The organism is Nitrososphaerota archaeon (assembly GCA_011605775.1).
In the GTDB taxonomy this organism is placed as follows: domain Archaea; phylum Thermoproteota; class Nitrososphaeria; order Nitrososphaerales; family JAAOZN01; genus JAAOZN01.
In genome coordinates this window covers 1-17,073 of the sequence record JAAOZN010000026.1, presented here as the reverse complement: position 1 = coordinate 17,073, position 17,073 = coordinate 1, and the positions used below count along the sequence as shown (strand labels likewise).

21 protein-coding genes are annotated in these 17,073 nt (G+C 46.7%); 5 read left to right on the top strand and 16 right to left on the bottom strand.

Going from position 1 to position 17,073, the window contains the following annotated elements:
* Window positions 1–105: 105 nt before the first annotated feature.
* The 4 genes from HA494_02185 to HA494_02170 all read right to left on the bottom strand — a co-directional run bounded on the left by HA494_02185 (window position 106) and on the right by HA494_02170 (window position 2,487).
* A complete protein-coding gene (locus HA494_02185; protein ID NHV96586.1) occupies window positions 106–768 on the bottom strand; it encodes a DUF4443 domain-containing protein in 663 nt (220 codons plus the stop codon).
* A gap of 149 nt (window positions 769–917) precedes the next feature.
* The gene (locus tag HA494_02180; protein NHV96585.1) at window positions 918–1,088 is read right to left on the bottom strand and encodes a hypothetical protein; all 171 of its coding nucleotides are present in this window, start codon (window positions 1,086–1,088) and stop codon (window positions 918–920) included.
* A gap of 338 nt (window positions 1,089–1,426) precedes the next feature.
* Entirely contained in the window at window positions 1,427–1,921 is a 495-nt protein-coding gene (locus tag HA494_02175) for a DUF4430 domain-containing protein (protein NHV96584.1), read from the bottom strand.
* Window positions 1,918–2,487, bottom strand: a complete 570-nt coding sequence (locus HA494_02170) for a hypothetical protein (protein ID NHV96583.1) — start codon at window positions 2,485–2,487, stop codon at window positions 1,918–1,920. Before HA494_02170 ends, HA494_02175 begins: the two co-directional genes overlap by 4 nt.
* 94 nt (window positions 2,488–2,581) lie before the next feature.
* On the opposite strand from HA494_02170, the gene HA494_02165 reads away from it, so the two are divergent.
* Both HA494_02165 and HA494_02160 read left to right on the top strand, forming a co-directional pair.
* Window positions 2,582–4,657, top strand: a complete 2,076-nt coding sequence (locus HA494_02165; GenBank protein ID NHV96582.1) for a helix-turn-helix domain-containing protein — start codon at window positions 2,582–2,584, stop codon at window positions 4,655–4,657.
* 169 nt (window positions 4,658–4,826) lie between these two features.
* Window positions 4,827–6,962, top strand: a complete 2,136-nt coding sequence (locus HA494_02160) for a vitamin B12-dependent ribonucleotide reductase (protein ID NHV96581.1) — start codon at window positions 4,827–4,829, stop codon at window positions 6,960–6,962.
* Window positions 6,963–6,971: 9 nt separating this feature from the next.
* Here HA494_02160 and pyrB read toward each other — a convergent pair whose 3' ends face one another.
* Window positions 6,972–7,898, bottom strand: a complete 927-nt coding sequence (gene pyrB, locus HA494_02155) for an aspartate carbamoyltransferase (GenBank protein NHV96580.1) — start codon at window positions 7,896–7,898, stop codon at window positions 6,972–6,974.
* A gap of 61 nt (window positions 7,899–7,959) precedes the next feature.
* Here pyrB and HA494_02150 point away from each other — a divergent pair, with 61 nt between their 5' ends.
* Together HA494_02150 and HA494_02145 are read left to right on the top strand one after the other, a co-directional pair.
* On the top strand, window positions 7,960–8,421 hold the full coding sequence (locus HA494_02150) for an aspartate carbamoyltransferase regulatory subunit (GenBank protein ID NHV96579.1): 462 nt from the start codon (window positions 7,960–7,962) through the stop codon (window positions 8,419–8,421).
* A 14-nt stretch (window positions 8,422–8,435) separates the two neighbouring features.
* On the top strand, window positions 8,436–8,678 hold the full coding sequence (locus HA494_02145; GenBank protein ID NHV96578.1) for a transmembrane 9 family protein: 243 nt from the start codon (window positions 8,436–8,438) through the stop codon (window positions 8,676–8,678).
* 30 nt (window positions 8,679–8,708) lie between these two features.
* On the opposite strand, the gene HA494_02140 is transcribed toward HA494_02145, so the two are convergent.
* The 11 genes from HA494_02140 to HA494_02090 all read right to left on the bottom strand — a co-directional run bounded on the left by HA494_02140 (window position 8,709) and on the right by HA494_02090 (window position 16,593).
* Window positions 8,709–9,032, bottom strand: coding sequence for a V-type ATP synthase subunit K (locus HA494_02140; GenBank protein NHV96577.1), 324 nt, complete (start codon window positions 9,030–9,032; stop codon window positions 8,709–8,711).
* A 299-nt stretch (window positions 9,033–9,331) separates the two neighbouring features.
* Entirely contained in the window at window positions 9,332–10,366 is a 1,035-nt protein-coding gene (locus HA494_02135; GenBank protein ID NHV96576.1) for a radical SAM protein, read from the bottom strand.
* 38 nt (window positions 10,367–10,404) lie between these two features.
* Complete coding sequence (locus HA494_02130; GenBank protein NHV96575.1) at window positions 10,405–10,905, bottom strand: SCP2 sterol-binding domain-containing protein; 501 nt, start codon at window positions 10,903–10,905, stop codon at window positions 10,405–10,407.
* Window positions 10,906–10,915: 10 nt separating this feature from the next.
* Entirely contained in the window at window positions 10,916–11,338 is a 423-nt protein-coding gene (locus HA494_02125; protein ID NHV96574.1) for a hypothetical protein, read from the bottom strand.
* A gap of 9 nt (window positions 11,339–11,347) precedes the next feature.
* Entirely contained in the window at window positions 11,348–11,575 is a 228-nt protein-coding gene (locus HA494_02120; protein ID NHV96573.1) for a hypothetical protein, read from the bottom strand.
* Between the two features lie 133 nt (window positions 11,576–11,708).
* Complete coding sequence (locus HA494_02115) at window positions 11,709–11,852, bottom strand: hypothetical protein (protein NHV96572.1); 144 nt, start codon at window positions 11,850–11,852, stop codon at window positions 11,709–11,711.
* On the bottom strand, window positions 11,853–12,497 hold the full coding sequence (locus HA494_02110) for a V-type ATP synthase subunit D (protein ID NHV96571.1): 645 nt from the start codon (window positions 12,495–12,497) through the stop codon (window positions 11,853–11,855).
* Between the two features lie 5 nt (window positions 12,498–12,502).
* Window positions 12,503–13,897, bottom strand: a complete 1,395-nt coding sequence (locus HA494_02105; protein ID NHV96570.1) for a V-type ATP synthase subunit B — start codon at window positions 13,895–13,897, stop codon at window positions 12,503–12,505.
* Entirely contained in the window at window positions 13,890–15,680 is a 1,791-nt protein-coding gene (locus HA494_02100) for a V-type ATP synthase subunit A (protein ID NHV96569.1), read from the bottom strand. The genes HA494_02105 and HA494_02100 overlap by 8 nt, the downstream gene beginning before the upstream one ends.
* Before the next feature lies 1 nt (window position 15,681).
* Window positions 15,682–16,281, bottom strand: coding sequence for a hypothetical protein (locus tag HA494_02095; GenBank protein NHV96568.1), 600 nt, complete (start codon window positions 16,279–16,281; stop codon window positions 15,682–15,684).
* Between the two features lie 15 nt (window positions 16,282–16,296).
* Complete coding sequence (locus HA494_02090) at window positions 16,297–16,593, bottom strand: vacuolar H+transporting two-sector ATPase F subunit (protein ID NHV96567.1); 297 nt, start codon at window positions 16,591–16,593, stop codon at window positions 16,297–16,299.
* A gap of 178 nt (window positions 16,594–16,771) precedes the next feature.
* Here HA494_02090 and HA494_02085 point away from each other — a divergent pair.
* The coding region (locus HA494_02085; GenBank protein NHV96566.1) for a hypothetical protein at window positions 16,772–17,073 on the top strand (302 nt) is incomplete at its 3' end.

Sequence of the window (17,073 nt, the reverse complement as noted above, 5' to 3'; positions counted from 1 at the left end):
TGAGGCAGTCGTTGAGCTCGCTTCGGGGTAGTAAAAGTGTAACCTTAGTGAGAGGTGCTACACCCACTTTAACCGCCGACTTCAAAGTATGGTAAAACACTCATTTTATGTCTTTTGGCTGATAGGGATGTCTGCTAGTAGTGTTTGAAGCGCAGCGGTAAGCGCACCTCTTTCAGCAGCCTTAGCAGAACCCGCACCAACTATAATTATGGAGTCCCCATCTCTAGGATTCAGAAGATCCCTCAAAGTCTTCCAGAAGGTCGAAGGATATATTTTCTCAGCATCAACCTCAACACCAGGGAGCAAAAAACGCCCGCCCACATAGATTAACGTTGTTGCGCCCTTAGCACCAGCCCTTACTGCAGCGTCACGCTGCTCTAACCCAGATCTAATCTTCACAGCAGATCCGCGTATAAGTATAGCGTAGTTCCAAGCTTCGTGGGATAGGGGGCCAGCGTCCACAGGCTTAGGCGGGGTGATTATCTTCGACAGCTCTCGGTAGATAGAAGCGCCGCTCTCTGTTAATCTGCACCCGCCCCGCTCCATTTTAACAAGATCACTTTCTTGAAGCCGACTCAACAAGGTTCTGACCGAGCCTTCTCCTAGCTCAAGCTCCTTAGAGAGGCTCTTCCTACCTTTTGGGGCACCCTCACCTAATAAAAAGAACAGCTTTATTACGTCCGTTATCTCGAATCCAGGCTTTGGGGCTACTGGTTTCTCAGAGATCTTAAGTAGGGTCTTCAACGCGTTCAGTTGTTGATTCTGCATCTATGTGGATTAAGTTGAAGACGTTGAAAAACTTGTTGCTCAGCGCTTCAATAAAACAATACACCTTCTTGGTTGCGACAAATGTGTAGAGGTATTGACGAACAATGTTAAAAAAAGGTGAGTAAGGATCAATTGAAGTGGAGGAGGTATTACACGGTTTCGATAGTTACCTTGACCTTCGCCGCTTTTTTCACGTCTTCAAGTATGGTGATTTCTTTCCTACCCCTTTCTTTGCCAGAGAATAGGTCGTTTAGGCTCGCTTTCGCATCTTTCTTGAAGTCTTTGTCCACCGTCAGCGTGATTTCTCCTACCTTACCCACCCTCTCACCTCCATCAAAGGGCGAGGGGCAGATCTTCTTAAAGATTTCGATCCCCTAGAGAATTCTTAGAATTTCGGCTCTTTCATTATTGGATTTCTAAATTACCTGAGCAGAACTTTAGGGAGCTATAATGCTTATTCTTCCAACAGCCCCGCTGGGTAAGAGACATAACCTACCACGTCTACCCTCTGATGCCATCTTACTTGATTGTCTATTATTCACGTGTGCATCCCAATTTCTAGCGGTCATATTAACGGTTATGGGAAGCGAAGCCGATGTTTAGAGTAATCCGAATGAGCATTCCACAGACTAGCCGTTAAGCCATTGATCGACAAAGTCTAACGTTCACCCGGCTTTCTTACATTTGGGTAAGCTGACGTATCTTCATAAACCCATGCTAATGTATCACCACGCCGAAGTATATAGCGGTCTGCAGCACTCTCCCCCATCAACCACTCGCCTTGCACCCTATCGAACCTCCACCAGAGCCAATAATGTCCTTTCTTAACTATCTTCGTGCCTACACCATCGATACCAGTAACGAAGACACCCATATCGCTTCCAATGTACTCCACTGAGCGTGAAACCTTTAAAGTAGCGTTCAGCAGCGTTGCACCTATTGGAAGAAGAGTCTTGTTATGCCAGATCTGAGTGCCGTTACCATAATCTATTAGCAGATTAATCTCGAGAGAAACGCCTTCTAACTCAGAGAGAAGAGACCTATAGCGTCTATTGGCATCTACGCTATCAAGATAAAAGTAGACCGCGATTCCACTACTCAATATGAAGAGGGCAAGTAGGGCTGCGGATAAAACAGATACACTCTTCTTCAACGCTCCCCCACCTTCACCGTATGGGAGGCAATGAGATCGGTAAGCCTAGGAACCGTTTTAGGAGGAAGAAGAGAGAAGAGAAGCAGATTGGAAGCTTGATGAAGCAGACCTAGAGGAACAGGAAAGTTCATAGTAAGAATACCGACTAGAACACCAGGCCAGAGGGTATTCGTGAAGAGCACGCCACTCACCGCATTAGTGACTAGATCGTAACCTAAGGTTGCGACAAGACCGATTACTCCCAGCTTAAGAGGGTGAAGGATGCCCCTACTGGCGCAGAAGGCTCCTGCAGAAGCATAAAACACCTCACAACAAGCCACCGCGGCTAAAATAGGGAAGGAGAAACCTAAGGGGTTAAAGACACCATAGATCAGCCAAGAGAAGACCGCTACAATAACACCAAATCTCAAACCCAAGATGTAGGCTGAGAGGAAGACCACAACGTCCATAAGCTTAACATTCCAGATCGGGAAGAGAAGGTAGTTTGTAGTGACTGCAAGTGCTGTGAAGAGGCTTGCGGCTGCAATCTTCTTTGCTGTGGACATCGCCTTGGATGGATTATCCATCCAGCTATTAAAACCTTTCCAAGCCGCTTTCGGTAACAGAAGTCAAATTTTATTAACTGCATGTTTGCATTATTTTGCGCTCTAACTAGGGTCGGTGGTCAATCTGCAATCTACCAGCAGTAAGAGGGTTAAGGGTATATTTTCGGTCATCGCCTCCACTAATCGGCTTGAGATTCTTAAGATTCTGAACGCTAAAGGTTCTCTTAGCTACTCTGAGTTAAAGAGTCTGGCTGGTTTTAAGTCGAAGAAGGAGTCGGGTAAGTTCGCCTATCACCTTAGAAAACTCGTTAGGCAAGGTCTTGTTTCGCTGAATAGGGTGGAGCGCAAGTATGTCATAACTAGCCTCGGCACTCTAATACTCAACCTCAGCAGGCAGATAGAAGAGCACGCGATTTTAGAAAGCGGGAAGCTGTATGTGCGTACATCAAAGCAGAAGATAGAGGAGTTTAACGCCAACAAGATCACGCAGAGCTTAGTCAAGGAGGGGGGTATGCCCCTCGATTTGGCTCAGAAGATTACAGCAGAAGTTGAATCCAGGATTCACAAGTTCCAGACCACATATCTGACAGCCCCTTTGATCAGGGAGATCGTAAATGCGGTGCTCATAGAGCAAGGGCATGAGGAGTATAGACACAAGCTTACGAGACTTGGTCTCCCTGTTCACGATGTTATCGAGCTGATAAACAAGGTGGGTTTGTCTGGTGGAGGGGTAGATGCGTTAATAACACAGACTGCTCATTCGGTCTTTTCAGAGTTCCTCCTTCTAAACCAGCTGAGTAAAGATGTTGCTGACCTTCATCTAGCAGGAGATGTGAACATCTCGAACGTAGGTAGGTGGGGTATAGCTCCAGACACCCTCATAGTTGATGCGATCCGCCTTTGCGCATCCAACATAAACCCTGCTGCTAAGATGCTCACTATACCTAAGCTCGCGTCACCCACAAGCCTATCTGAGGCACTCTTAACTCATACTATAGCTACTACCCTCTTAGCTTCAGAGTGCAATACCGAGCTCTGCTGGGTTGGCTTTACCGACTACCTTAAACAATTCGCTAAAGAGGTCAGTGACAAACAGCTGGCTGACGAGGTGTTTAAGGAGTTTGTGCTTTTAACTACATCCTTGGCTCATAGAGGCGCTAGCCCTCTGCTTTCACTATATTTGGGGGGCGAAGATGGGGAGGATACGCTTTCAAGCAAAGCCATTGACATACTTGAAGGCTACAAAAGGTATATCGAGACAGTCCCATTTCCTACTGTGAACCTAATCCTAAAGGGTGATATAGACGATGGGATGCTAGATGTGGTTTATAAGGTTCTGATGACAGGAGGGTGCTTGGCTTTCTCTCCCAACACAAAGTCAACATTCTCCTATAGTGGTTTGAAGATGGAAACGCCGCCTGAAGAAAGACCACCTTTGAGCTTGCTTCTCCATGGCTTCTCAATAAATCTACCTAGATTGGCTAGAGATGCGCAGGAAGATGAAATATACTTCAGAGCGAAGATGACCATACTTCTAAGAGAGTCGCTAGCCGCTCTACAATCTAGAAGGGGCATAATTATGGAGCAGATAAGAAAGGGTGTTCTTCCGATAATAGCCAGTAATGTTCAGATAGCTGCGCTTGAAGAGAGCCCACTTATCCTAAACTTGGTCGGTCTAATGGAAGCTGCTCAGATGCTGGTTAGAGAGAAGAGCGCTCAAAACACGATCACCTCCATCATAGAGAAGACGATAGAAACGGCGGTCAAAGAGACGAACACGCAGGTTAATGCCGCTGTAGCCATGGTGCCAGAAGAAGGGTTAGCGAGACTAGCAGTTCTAGATTCAGAGAGATATGGTAAGACCGCTGTTACGCAGCAAGCAAAAGAAGGCTACTCAGCAACATTTGAGCTAGAGGCAGATAGATTAGATGAAGCGAAGCTGAAGTTGGCTGAGATATGCTCAAAGAACCTAACAGGTGGCTGCTCCATATCGGTTAAGATACAACCCAACACAAGAAGAGAGGACCTAAGAGAACTCATTAAAACACTTTCAACAAGATTATCGTTCTTCAGAATAGGGTTGGATCTGAGCGTCTGCAGAAACTGCGGAGCTAAGAATGCCGCTACTGCAACCCGCTGTAGCGTCTGCAAATCGACGATGCTGATTAGGAGAATGGGCATGGGCTCTTAGCTGTGTAGGAGGTTTGTTGAGGTGATGTGCTTCATGGTACGCACGTCAGCTCTGATGTGTATTCAACGTTTAACCTTTAGTAAGAAGAGTTTGGTCAAAGAGTTTAGACTGTTAAGGGGAAGTATGAGCCTTTACTATACTATGCTCTACCTTATGGGGGCGAGGGTTGTTGGTATCTGAGCCGCAGACGGTTCTATCAGCCGTTAGGAAACGTGATGGTAGGATCGTCCCCTTTGATAGGTCGAAGATAGTTAATGCGATCTATAGGGCTGCTAAATCAGTCAACGAGGGGGATCTAAATGCCGCTGAAGAGCTTTCATTGAAGGTTGTTAAGGTGTTAGAGGAGAAGCACAAAGACGGAAGCATCCCTTCTGTAGAAGAGATTCAAGATATAGTTGAGGCGACGCTGATAAATAATGGCTACGCAAAGACCGCTAAAGCATACATTCTCTATAGGCAGAAGAGGGCTGAGCTGAGGCGAGCCAAGGCTCTGCTGGGTGTAGAAGATGATCTGAAGCTGCCTATAAACGCTGTGACAATTTTAGCCGCTCGGTATCTGCGTAGAGACGAGAATAGAAGGATAATTGAAACTCCTAGGCAGCTCTTTATGAGGGTAGCTAAGACGATAGCCGAAGTAGATCTCCTCTACGACCCCTCGGCTAAGGTTGAGGAGACAACCAAAGAATTCTTCGACATGATGGTGAACTTCGAATTTCTACCAAATTCGCCAACGCTTATGAATGCTGGGACCGAGCTCGGACAGCTTTCAGCCTGCTTTGTTCTTCCGGTAGAAGATTCTATCGAGGGCATATTTACTACTCTTAAGCACGCAGCACTTATACATAAAAGCGGAGGAGGAACAGGCTTCTCTTTCTCCAGATTAAGACCTAAGGGAGATGTTGTGAAGACCACCGGTGGGGTAGCCTCTGGTCCAGTTTCTTTCATGACCGTCTTTGACGCAGCTACAAACGCCATCAAACAAGGCGGAAAACGGAGAGGCGCTAACATGGGTGTGTTAAGGGTAGATCACCCCGATATACTAGAGTTTATTACCGCTAAGGAGAAGGAGGGTAGGCTCTCTAACTTCAACATCTCAGTAGCGATAACCGACAGATTCATGGAAGCTCTGATGAAAGATGAGGATTATGATCTAATAAACCCGCGCACTGGGCAAGTGGTGCAGAGGCTTAATGCAAGAGTTGTCTGGAACCTTATAATAGCGATGGCTTGGAAGAACGGGGAGCCCGGTGTGCTATTTATCGACAGAATAAACGCGACCCACACCGTTCCCCACACCGGTGTCATAGAGGCCACTAACCCGTGTGGTGAGCAGCCCCTTATTCCTTATGAGTCGTGTAATCTAGGCTCGATCAACTTGGCGAAGATGGTGAATGATGGTAGGATAGATTGGGATAAGCTCAGATCAACCGTAGAGAAGGCTGTGCACTTTCTGGATAATGTGATCGATGCTAATAAGTACCCTTTGCCTGAGATCGAGAAGATAACGAGGTTTGGTAACAGAAAGATCGGCTTAGGCGTTATGGGCTTCGCAGATATGCTGATAGAGCTAGGGGTCCCATATAACTCAAGACCAGCCCTCAGAATAGCCGAGCAGGTTATGAAGTTCATCGAAGAAACCGCGATAAATACATCGGTCAGACTTGCTGAGGAGCGCGGCTCATTCGGTAACTTTAAAGGGAGCGTCTGGGAGAAGCGCGGCTACAAGTGTATGCGTAACGCAACGCTAACTACAATTGCGCCTACTGGCACGATAAGCGAGATAGCTGGATGCTCTAATGGTATTGAGCCGCTTTTTGCGATAGTCTACACGAAGAGGGTGCGTGAAACTTTAGGTGAGAACCTTACGATAGTTAATCCCCTGTTTGAGGAGGTGGCTATTGAGGAGGGCTTCTACAGTGAGGAGCTTATGAAGAAGATATCTTCTTCGACATCCATTCAGCACATCGAGGAGATACCTGAGCACGTTAGAAGGATATTTGTGACCGCACACGACATTTCTCCAGAGTGGCATGTGAGGATGCAAGCAGCCTTCCAGAAGTATGTGGATAACGCTGTGTCAAAGACGATAAACTTCCCGCACGATGCAAGTATGAACGATATAGAGGAGGCTTTCCTACTGGCCTATAGGCTCGGCTGCAAAGGTATAACGGTCTACAGAGATAGAAGCAGAAGTGTACAGGTGTTGACTACGAGGACGGAGGAAGAGGAAGATAGATTCGAGAGGTTAGCCGCTAGGGCAGAGCCTATAGAATATTATGTGCGATGCGAGACCTGTGAGCTTTAAACAGGTTCATTAGAACTCTGGATTCAATATCAAGGCGAGCAGCGCAGCCCTAAGATCTTTGCCGAGCTTTGCTTGTAGGAAGTATTTGGCTTGCGGCAGCTTATCCACTTCAGGCTTTATTTCATCCACTCTAGGTAAGGGGTGTAGGACTATTAGGTCAGATTTGCCGCGCTCTAGTATCGAAGCATCCACATAATAGGAGCCTTTCACACGTTGGTATTCAGCCGGGTCCGGAAACCGCTCCTTCTGTATCCTCGTAACATAAAGCACATCCAGCTCAGAGATAACTTCATCCAATCTGCTATGCTGGGTCCAAGACGTTTTTCGCATATCTATGAGGGCGTCAGATCTAAGCTTCAGCTCGGGCGGCGAGATCAACCTTATCTTCGTATCGTATTTCGAGAGAGCATAGAGTAGCGAATAAACGGTCCTGCTGTATCTTAAATCACCCATTATCCCGATTGTAAGCCCGTCGATCCTCTTCTTCTCACGGTAAATTGTGTAGAGGTCAAGCATAGCTTGAGTGGGGTGCTCTTCAGCGCCTGAACCAGCGTTTATGACAGGCTTCTCTGAGATGTCAGCCGCGTACCTTGCTGCACCCTCTCTTGGATGTCTGATGACCAGCAGATCAACGTATCCTGAGACCACAATTACCGTATCGGTGAAGTTCTCCCCCTTCTCTATGGATGAGGTGGACGGGTTGGTTATTCCGATGCAGCAACCGCCTATCGAGTACATAGCTGATTCAAAACTCAACCTCGTCCTGCTGCTGGGTTCGTAGAATATCAGCCCTAGGAGGCGACCTTCGGCTAGCTGGCGCCTTTCTTTCATCGGCATCGATGAGATCCTGGTGGCTGCGTCAAAGATAGTCTCAAGGTCGCTTCTTGTGAAGTCTCTAATCGAAACTACATCTCTTCCGAATAATGGGTTCGGCATCTTGCCGCATACTATATCAGCCTAAAGGTTATTAAATATGACACCTTAACGTGGAGTAGGGTTGTCTGAGGAGCAGCTTATTGTGCGAAGGATAAAAGATGGTACAGTAATAGATCACTGTGAGCCTGGTAGCGCTTTAAAGGTTCTAGCGGCTCTTGGCATAAAAGAGGGTTGCACAAACCTAGTTACAGTAGCAATGAACGTGCCGAGTAAGAAGCTTGGGAAGAAGGATATCGTAAAGATCGCCGACCGCTTTTTAACACAAAGCGAAGCAAACAGAATAGCCTTAATTTCGCCTCGTGCAACAGTGAATCTGATACGAGATTACAAGGTGATCGATAAGAGAAAAGTGGAGTTACCTGAGGCATTCGTTAACATCTTTAAGTGCCCGAATCCAACATGTATTTCGAACACAAACGAGCCGATAACACCTGTGATACTCGTTGTAAGATCTGAGCCACCTAGGCTGATGTGTAAATATTGCTCAAGACTTTTTGATGTGAATGAGCTCGTCTTAACCTAGAGGTGTGGTTTGGGTTGGAGGAGGCTAAGAGGCTTAGGCGTAGAGTGCTCCTAACACTACTCACCTTACCCCTACTTATAGCTGGTTTGGTCTTAGCTGGGGTCTTCGCGGGATTCTATGTAGCAAGCATATACAAGTCAACATCAATACTATTCCCCCTATTGTTCTCAGGCATAGGCTTCGCAGCCTCAATTATACTATCCTACTTCATAGCGAAGCATATAGCTACCACACCACCAGCAAAAGAAGAAAAATAAGAAGGGATCCAGAAAGCCGGATCCCCTTAACTACGTCGGCTGACCTAGTATGAGTATAGCGATCACTATGCCATAGATGGCTATCGCTTCACCAAGTGCTGTAATGATTATAGCGGTAGTTCTTATCTCAGGCCTCTCCGCACTACCAGCTAAGCCAGCGGCTCCAGCCTTACTCACTGCCCAGCCTGCTCCAATCGCTGCTGCTGCGAAGGCTATAGCGGCTGAAAGGAACTTGAAGATTAACGGCTCTGAGGTTGTTGGTTGCGCCTCAGCGGCTGCTGCTAACGGAGTGAATGTGAGGCATAGCGTGATGAGTGAAGCATATAATATCCAAGGAGGTAGTTGGGGTCTCAAGACATCTTCTGCCTCTGTAAATCGTTATTTAACTTTTTTGCCTCTATTCCTTGTAAAGCTGAGAATCTGAGGGGTTCTGCTGGTTCTCCTTAGTTTAGCCGTTAGAGCGTAGCAGCGGGGAAGATCCATACTATAGACCTTAATCTGATCTGCCTTGGCTTAAGATCGGATTAAACTTTTTCATCAACCGCTCTGGGCTGCGCGTAGAGGGCAGCCCATACCTACAGTTTCGCCGCTTTTGAACCGACTTAAGAAAGTTAGACAGCACAATCGGTAGCGATGGTATCATAGCGGGCACATTATTGGTGTTTAGCTACTTTTGAAATAAAATTCTTTACGCTCTTACTGTTAAATGAGTACAAAGTAGCTATCTCCCTTGGATATGAGAGGTTGCACTTACAGCACCGCTTAGCTGCCTGTATATACTCTTGGTAGGCTTCGGACGCGAAGATCTCCGAGAACCTCTTCTCCTTGACATTTCCAAGGTAGGCATTCTTTAATCTCGGCTTCAACTTTTCAGATATCGTTGAACAAACTCTGATGTTCCCGTTCCACTCAACCGTCACCAAGACTTCCGGTACATAGCAAATATACGGTATCTGCTTGGCAGCACCTTCAAGATAAGCTATAGAATTTGCTATAGGATGTCCGTTACGTTTGAGTTCAACCAGATTCATAAATGATTTAAAAATTTCTTCATTCGATGGTCTGAGATGCTCGTTATATCCCGGGACGACTTCCATTAACTCAAAAGTTATCTTCACATCTAACTGCTCAGCCAACTTAACCATACGTTCGAGTTCATTGATGTTCAACTTGCTGACCACATAGTTTATGAAGATGTTCAAGTGGGAGTGATGTTTGGCTCGCTTAACCCCTTCTACTGCTCTTCGGTAAACCCCTGTTTTACCTCTCATCTCATCGTGTTTCGATGCGTCTGGATGGTCTATAGAAACTACTAAACCGTAGAGATCTCCTGCGATCTCGTCTATTCGCTTAGGAAGTAAACTCCCATTAGTTAATATAGTAACATCAAAACCTAACCTATTTGCATATTTAGTCAAGGTGGGTAGATCACTCCTCAGCAAAGGCTCGCCTCCCCAAACCACATAGTCTGTCATCCCAACCGAATACGCATCATCCAACATTCTGCAAACCTCGTTCGTCGCTAACTCTTCCTGGTAACCGACTTTCCAGTAAGCGCACGTCAAACACCTACAGTCACACTGTATAGTAACCATGTGGCTAAGAAAGATAGGTCTATGCGTTATGAATCGCATACGTAAAGCGTTAAGGATGAATCGTAGAACTCTGGGAAAACGCATACTCGACAACCTTCCTCCGCCCCTCAGCAGCATAGGGGCATTGAAGGCTACCCTGAAAAGATAGTTGGCACATTTTTTACCAGCTTTAACAGGTCGTTTGCTATCGAGAGCAGCTTCGCTGAGGATAACGGATTTGAAAAGAGCCTTCGAAATGGCCTCACCCTTACCATGAAGTTGGTAAAGGCTGTGAGAGGGTCTACTTTTCCTTCAAGAATCTCCTTTGCAACTGTGTATTCTGCTGTGATGGTAAAGTCGACATCCTTTGGCGCTTTATTCGTTAAGAAGAAATCCTTGAGGTCTCCGTTATCGATTTTAAAATACGCCACGACTTGGTCGCTTCCATAGAGTTCTCTAAGCTTAGGAGGAATATCTATGACTCTGAACGCTAACCTAAAGTTAACACCTGAAAGCCTCTTTCTGAGCTCTTCGTTATTGGCTTTAGCTCTTTCGATCTCTAAAACAGCACTGGTAATCCACTCCCTTGAAAGGAAGATAAAGTTTTCCGCAGCCGAGCTAGAAGTCCTATCCATATAATCATCGGCTTCCATTGTCTAGTTCTTAGTGCCCGTGAGCCAGCCTCTCCATCTCAAGCATCGATTCATCGATGCGGCCTGGTTGATATGGTTCAGCTTTTCCTGTTGCTACCCGTACAATATATCCCTCTACTTGCACGTCGGGTCGCCCTTTAATGCTTCTGTTGACCATCACGTGGATTGCGTGACAGCAAGGCACCTCCATCGTGTAAACGCTAACTCTCTTAACCTTAGAATTCTTAAATATAATGTTAATCTTTTCTGCTAGACTATCAGGGTTCTCAAGTATTGGGCAGCCGATGACTACAGTCTCACCTTTACCGAATCTTTCAGAAATTTCAGGGTTTACGAGCAGAGTACAATCAGCCGCTATAGTGAGAGAACCCTTCTGCATAAAAGGTGCTTGGGGGTTCACCAGAAGTATTTTAACTGGCCACTGTCTTCCCATCATTTGCACTCACCTTAACGTTAAAACAGCCTTCTTCCTCTCACGCTCATCAAGGCACTTCTTGGCGTAGGGGCACCAATCTATACATGAGGCGAGGTCTCGGAATAGCTCAGATCCGCAATTTGTGCAGGTAGTCTTATATTCATCGCTAAATATCTCAACCTCTGCACCACATGCTGGACAGACTTTAACCTCTAAGCGGAGGTTCACTGCACCCGGGCATCTAATATCAGCCAACTAAGATCAGTTAAAGCTTCCACTTCTAGAACCATAAAGTTGATAGCTAACATATTAGGGATTCCTCTACTGTAGGGTGCTGCTAAAGCTGATGAGTAGTAGAGAGGTTGTAGGGCGGGGTATTGTCTCTAGCTCACCCTACTACTCTTCTAAGCTCTTCTATTGTCTTCTTTCTTATGGATTCGATCTTCTCTTTCAATTCACTATGAAGCTCTTGCTGCTTCTGCTTAACCCTATTTTGCGCGTGCTCAAACTTCTTCTTGACTACTTCGCTCATCTAAACACCAGCCTTTCTCCGCTCAAGCACCCTTTTAATCTTTTTAAGCCTTACAAACTCTTCCCTTTCATGCTCCTCTAAAGTCGATGAGATAGTCTTCACAGCTTCTTCATACTGCGGGATTATTATATACTCAAGAGCGTTCAAAAGCCTCTGAGTTCTCTCAAGCTCGCTGGCTAACCGGAAGATAGAGTTCTCTATTTCGGCAGCCTTCAAGATCGCCGGAAGCACTTGGCGCATCGCAAGCGAGGCAGCGTCTAAGGCCGAGCTTGTGCCAGCGAAGCCGTAGCTTAGCGCTAGAGGCTTATCTTTGAGCTGAATAGATGGCACAGTCACATCTATTATTCTCTGCACCTTCAGCGAAAGCTCCACACCTTTAGGTATGGTCGCTGCTATCGACTCTATTGTGAGCGGACCCAGTTTAAGATAGGAGTCGAACAGGGCTCGATAGGCATCTGAAAGGGGTGCCCATAGGTCTTCACGGGCCTTCCCAGCCTGCTCTATCAGCTCATCTAAACGCCTTAAGAGCACTTCACGCTTATCCTCTAAGATCTTGTAGACAGATCTCGCTACACTTAGGCTTCTTTTGATGCGTATGAGCTCGATCTTTGTGGGTAGGAACTTTCTACCGAAGCTTACGGACAAGCCCGCTATACTCCGCTTTCACTCTTCTTATAATACATTCTCACGTAATCAGACCTTATCTTTGTAAGCTCGCCTTCAGGTAGGGTTGAAAGGACTTCCCAAGCCAGCTTGAGCGTATCATCTATAGTCCTGTTCTCATCGTATCCTTGGGAGAGGAACTTCTGCTCAAAGACGTCTCCGAAGTGTAGGTACTTGAGGTCTATGCTCGTTAAGCTACCTCGCCCCACAATTTCAACGAGTGCACGCAGCTCCTGCACCCTCGCGTAAGCATCGTAGAGCTGGTTACTTACCTCCATATGGTCTTCTCTAGTCTTCCCTTTGCCCACACCGTCCTTCATAAGTCTACTTAGACTCATCAGCACACCAACAGGGGGGTAGATACCTTTTCTAAATAGGTCTCGTGAGAGCACGATCTGCCCCTCAGTGATGTAGCCTGTGAGGTCTGCTATTGGGTGTGTGATGTCGTCGCTTGGCATACTTAAGATAGGCATCTGAGTTATGCTACCCTTCTTACCCTTTATCCTCCCCGCCCGCTCATAGTTGGTTGCAAGATCTGTATAGAGGTAGCCAGGGTAACCCTTACGACCAGGCACCTCTTCCCTAGCTGCGCTAATCTCTCTAAGAGCCTCAGCGTAGTTGGTCATGTCGGTTAATATTACGAGCACGTGCATACCTAAGTCAAAAGCAAAGTACTCCGCTGCCGTCAAAGCTACACGAGGAGTTATAATACGCTCAATAGCAGGGTCATCGGCCAAGTTAAGGAAGAGGCAGCTTCTCTTCATCGCCCTACTCTCCTCTAGAGATCTGCGGAAGAAGATCGCTTCATGATGCTGCACCCCTATAGCAGCAAAGACAACCGCGAAGTCTTCGCCATGTACTGTAGCTTGCCTAGCAATCTGTGCTGCTATCATATTATGGGGCATACCTGCGCCAGAGAATATGGGCAGCTTCTGCCCTCTGGTAAGCGAAAGCATACCGTCTATTACTGAGATGCCTGTCTGTATGAAGTCCGTCGGGTAGTCTCTCTGCTCGGGGTTTATGGGGGAGCCGTTAACATCCCGAAAGTCTTCACCTACTGGCTCTGGAAGACCATCGATCGGTCTGCCTAGTCCGTCGAAGACTCTGCCTAAGAGCTCGCTTGAGACAGGTATCTCCATCGTCTTACCTAGGAAGCGGGCTTTAGTGCCGACAACAGATAGACCTCGTGTACCCTCGAAGACTTGAATTACCGCTCTTCCCCCACCTACTTCTAAGACTTTACCGAGCCTCTTCTCCCCAGAGGGGGTTTCTATCTCTACTAGTTCGTCATATGCAGCCCTCGTGACGCCCTGCATAATCAGAAGAGGACCTTTGATCTCCTCTACCTTCGTGTACTCTACCCCACCCACAGTTTTAGACAACTGTCTTCACCTCCACAGCGCTAATCTTATGGAACTCGTTCAACATCTCTTCCCTTAGCGTTTCGAGCTTCTCGACCTCCTCATTCCTTATCTCGAACTTAGCCCTAAGCAGCTTCGGTATAATAGACATAGCCCTTATGGTGTCAAGGCCCACACCAGCCCTAAGCGCCTTCAGAGCCTCTTGATAGAATTCCACAAAGAGCTTTAGAAGAAGATACTGCTTCTTCGGGCTGCAATAGGAGTCTACTTCATCGTATGCGCTTTGCTGTAGGTAGCCTATCTTAATCATCCTAGCAGCCTCTAAGACCAGTTTCTCTTCATCAGGTAAAGCCTCTGGACCTAGCAGCCTAACGATTTCCTTTAAGGCATCCTCTCTTTGTAGTATTTCGTAGGCGTCAGCCCTCACCTTCGCCCAATTCTTATCGACCCTACTCGACCACCACTTTGATATCTCATTTATGTATCCTGAGTAGCTCGTCATCCAGTTTATAGCTGGGTAGTGCCTCGAATACGCCAATCTGGTGTCGAGCGCCCAGAAGGTTCTTATGAATCTGATGGTGTGTGTGGTGACAGGCTCGGTGAAGTCCGCTCCAGAAGGTGATACTGCGCCTACAAGTGTCATGCTGCCGATGCGCTCAGGTTTACCAAGCGTCTTGACTCTACCAGCCCTTTCATAAAACTCAGCCAACCTCGAAGCTAGATAGGATGGGTAGCCTTCTTCAGCCGGCATCTCCTCAAGCCTACCACTTATCTCTCTAAGGGCTTCAGCCCACCTGCTTGTAGAGTCTGCGACAAGCACTACATCATACCCCATGTCTCGATAGTATTCAGCCATCGTCGCACCTGTGTAGATAGATGCTTCTCTAGCTGCCACAGGCATGTTGCTCACATTAGCAACCAAGACCGTTCGCTCCATCAAAGGTCTACCTGAAGCGGGGTCTTTCAACTCTGGGAACTTTATAAGAACCTCGGTCATCTCGTTACCTCTTTCTCCGCAACCTATGTGAAAGACTACTCTCGCATCAGCCCAAGCCGCGACCTGATGGAGAGTGACGGTCTTACCTGTACCAAAGCCTCCTGGAATCGCGCCGGTACCACCCTTAGCTATGGGAAAGAATGTATCCAAGACCCTCTGCCCAGTCAGTAGAGGAATCTCTGGATCTAACTTGACTTGGTACGGTCTGGGTTGTCTTACTGGCCAGCGATGAGCCATTTTTAAACCGATCTTCTTACCATCTTCCTCGATCACCGCGATTTCATCTTCTATTGTGTAGTCTCCTTCAGAGACCACGTCAACAAGCTTGCCGCCTTTATAGTAGGGTGGGACTAGAATATAGTGCTCGATCAGCGGAGTCTCCTGAACCGTGCCGAGTATGCTTCCAGCTTCTACTTCATCACCTTTCTTTACCTTCGGTATAAACCTCCACTTCTTATTAGGTGGTATCGGTGGTGCGGTCACACCTCTAGTAATAAAAGGACCCTTAAGCTTGGCGATCTCGCTTAACGGCCTCTGTAGACCGTCGTAGATCGTGCCTATCATACCTGGGCCTAACGTTACTGAAAGTGGTTGACCTGTTCTGTAAACAGGTTCGCCCGGTCTTAATCCGCTCGTTGACTCATATACTTGTATGAAGGCTACGTCTCCTGTGATTCGGATGACTTCACCAATAAGCCTATCTTCCCCGACTTCTACGGTTTCATACATCTGGGCTTCAGCCATACCTTCTGCTTTAACCGCTGGGCCGCTTATCCAAACGATCTTACCTTTTGCTGCTCTACTCATTCTACTCACCTACTGTTAAGATCTTAACGACCTCCTTCCTTAGTAGCTGCTTTATCCTACCTAGTCTGGCTTCATAAGTGTTATCATACATTACGCTACCATCTTCCGAAGACGCTTGAATACCCCCTTTACACAATATGTGGTTTCTGCTAACAGTTATGTTTCGCTTCGTACTTCTACTAAATTCTTGAGCGATCTTCTTGACGAGTTCGTTATCCTCTTTTCTGCAGAATAGGGTTACATTTCCCTCTATCGCATCAAGCGCTTCGCTGATGAGCTGCCTCAGAGCCTTCTCAGCCCTATCGCCGCTCAAAGCGGAGAGCCTATTAAGTGCTTCGTCAAATACCTTCGCCACAGTGTCCTCTATTAGGCGAAGCTGCTCGTTCCTCGCAGCGAGTTCGGCTGAACCTAGAATCTTTCTTTTTAACACATCTTCTTGCCTTATTGCTGCGTCAAAGATCTTTGTAACTTCACTTAGTGTCTGCTTTTCGTATGCAAGAAGGGTTTCTTCAGCTTGAGCGGCTGATTTGTTAAGCTCTTCTGCGAAACTCTTAAAGGCTTCGTTGACTACTTTATCTACTATATTTTCGGCTGCGCTCATCGCTCGCTCACCACTCTATACTCCAAGTATCTGCTTAAGCATATCGCGATACTCGAACCTCTCCCTCTTACTCCAAGGAGAGGGTACTTCGTATAGTAGCGGCGTTGGGTATTTTGAGCGGATTTCGTTAAGTTTACTTCTTATACTCTTAGATATGTCGTCGCTGAGCAAAACCAGACCTACCTCCTTATCCCTCAAGAGCTTGTTGACTATATCGAGCGCTTCTTTACCGCTATCGACAATCAGCCCCTCCACGCCGGCTAAGCGTAGCCCCGTAACAAACACCCTTGAGCCCACGGCTACAATCTTCAAACCACAATAGGGGTTGTCAATATTCTTCTTAAAGTTTTCCGGCTCGAATGGGCGAAGAGCGTTTTGATACTTTAACTCCTAGAAAAAATAATTTGCTAAGTGATGTCGCTAACTCTTAAAAGATTTTAGTCTAAAAAAGCATATAAGCGTGTGTAGGAAAGAGCTGGTGGTGTCGAATATGTCCCTTCTGAAGCTGAGGTTGTCGATGCTCGCTACGCTAGCGATCTTGATCGGCGTCTCCACGCTATTCTTCACAATAATCCTAACGCTAATAGGATCTTTAGACTTCATAGCACTCTTAGCACTAGTTATAGCGTTTAATCTTTTGCAGTGGCTTATCGCACCCTATTTGATCGAAGGACTCTACCGGGTCAAAGAAGCTGATGAGAGAGCCTACGGCAAATTACACGCCATGTTGAGGCGCATATGTGAGAGAAGTAGAATAGAGGTGCCGAAGCTCATGGTAGCAAATATACCCAT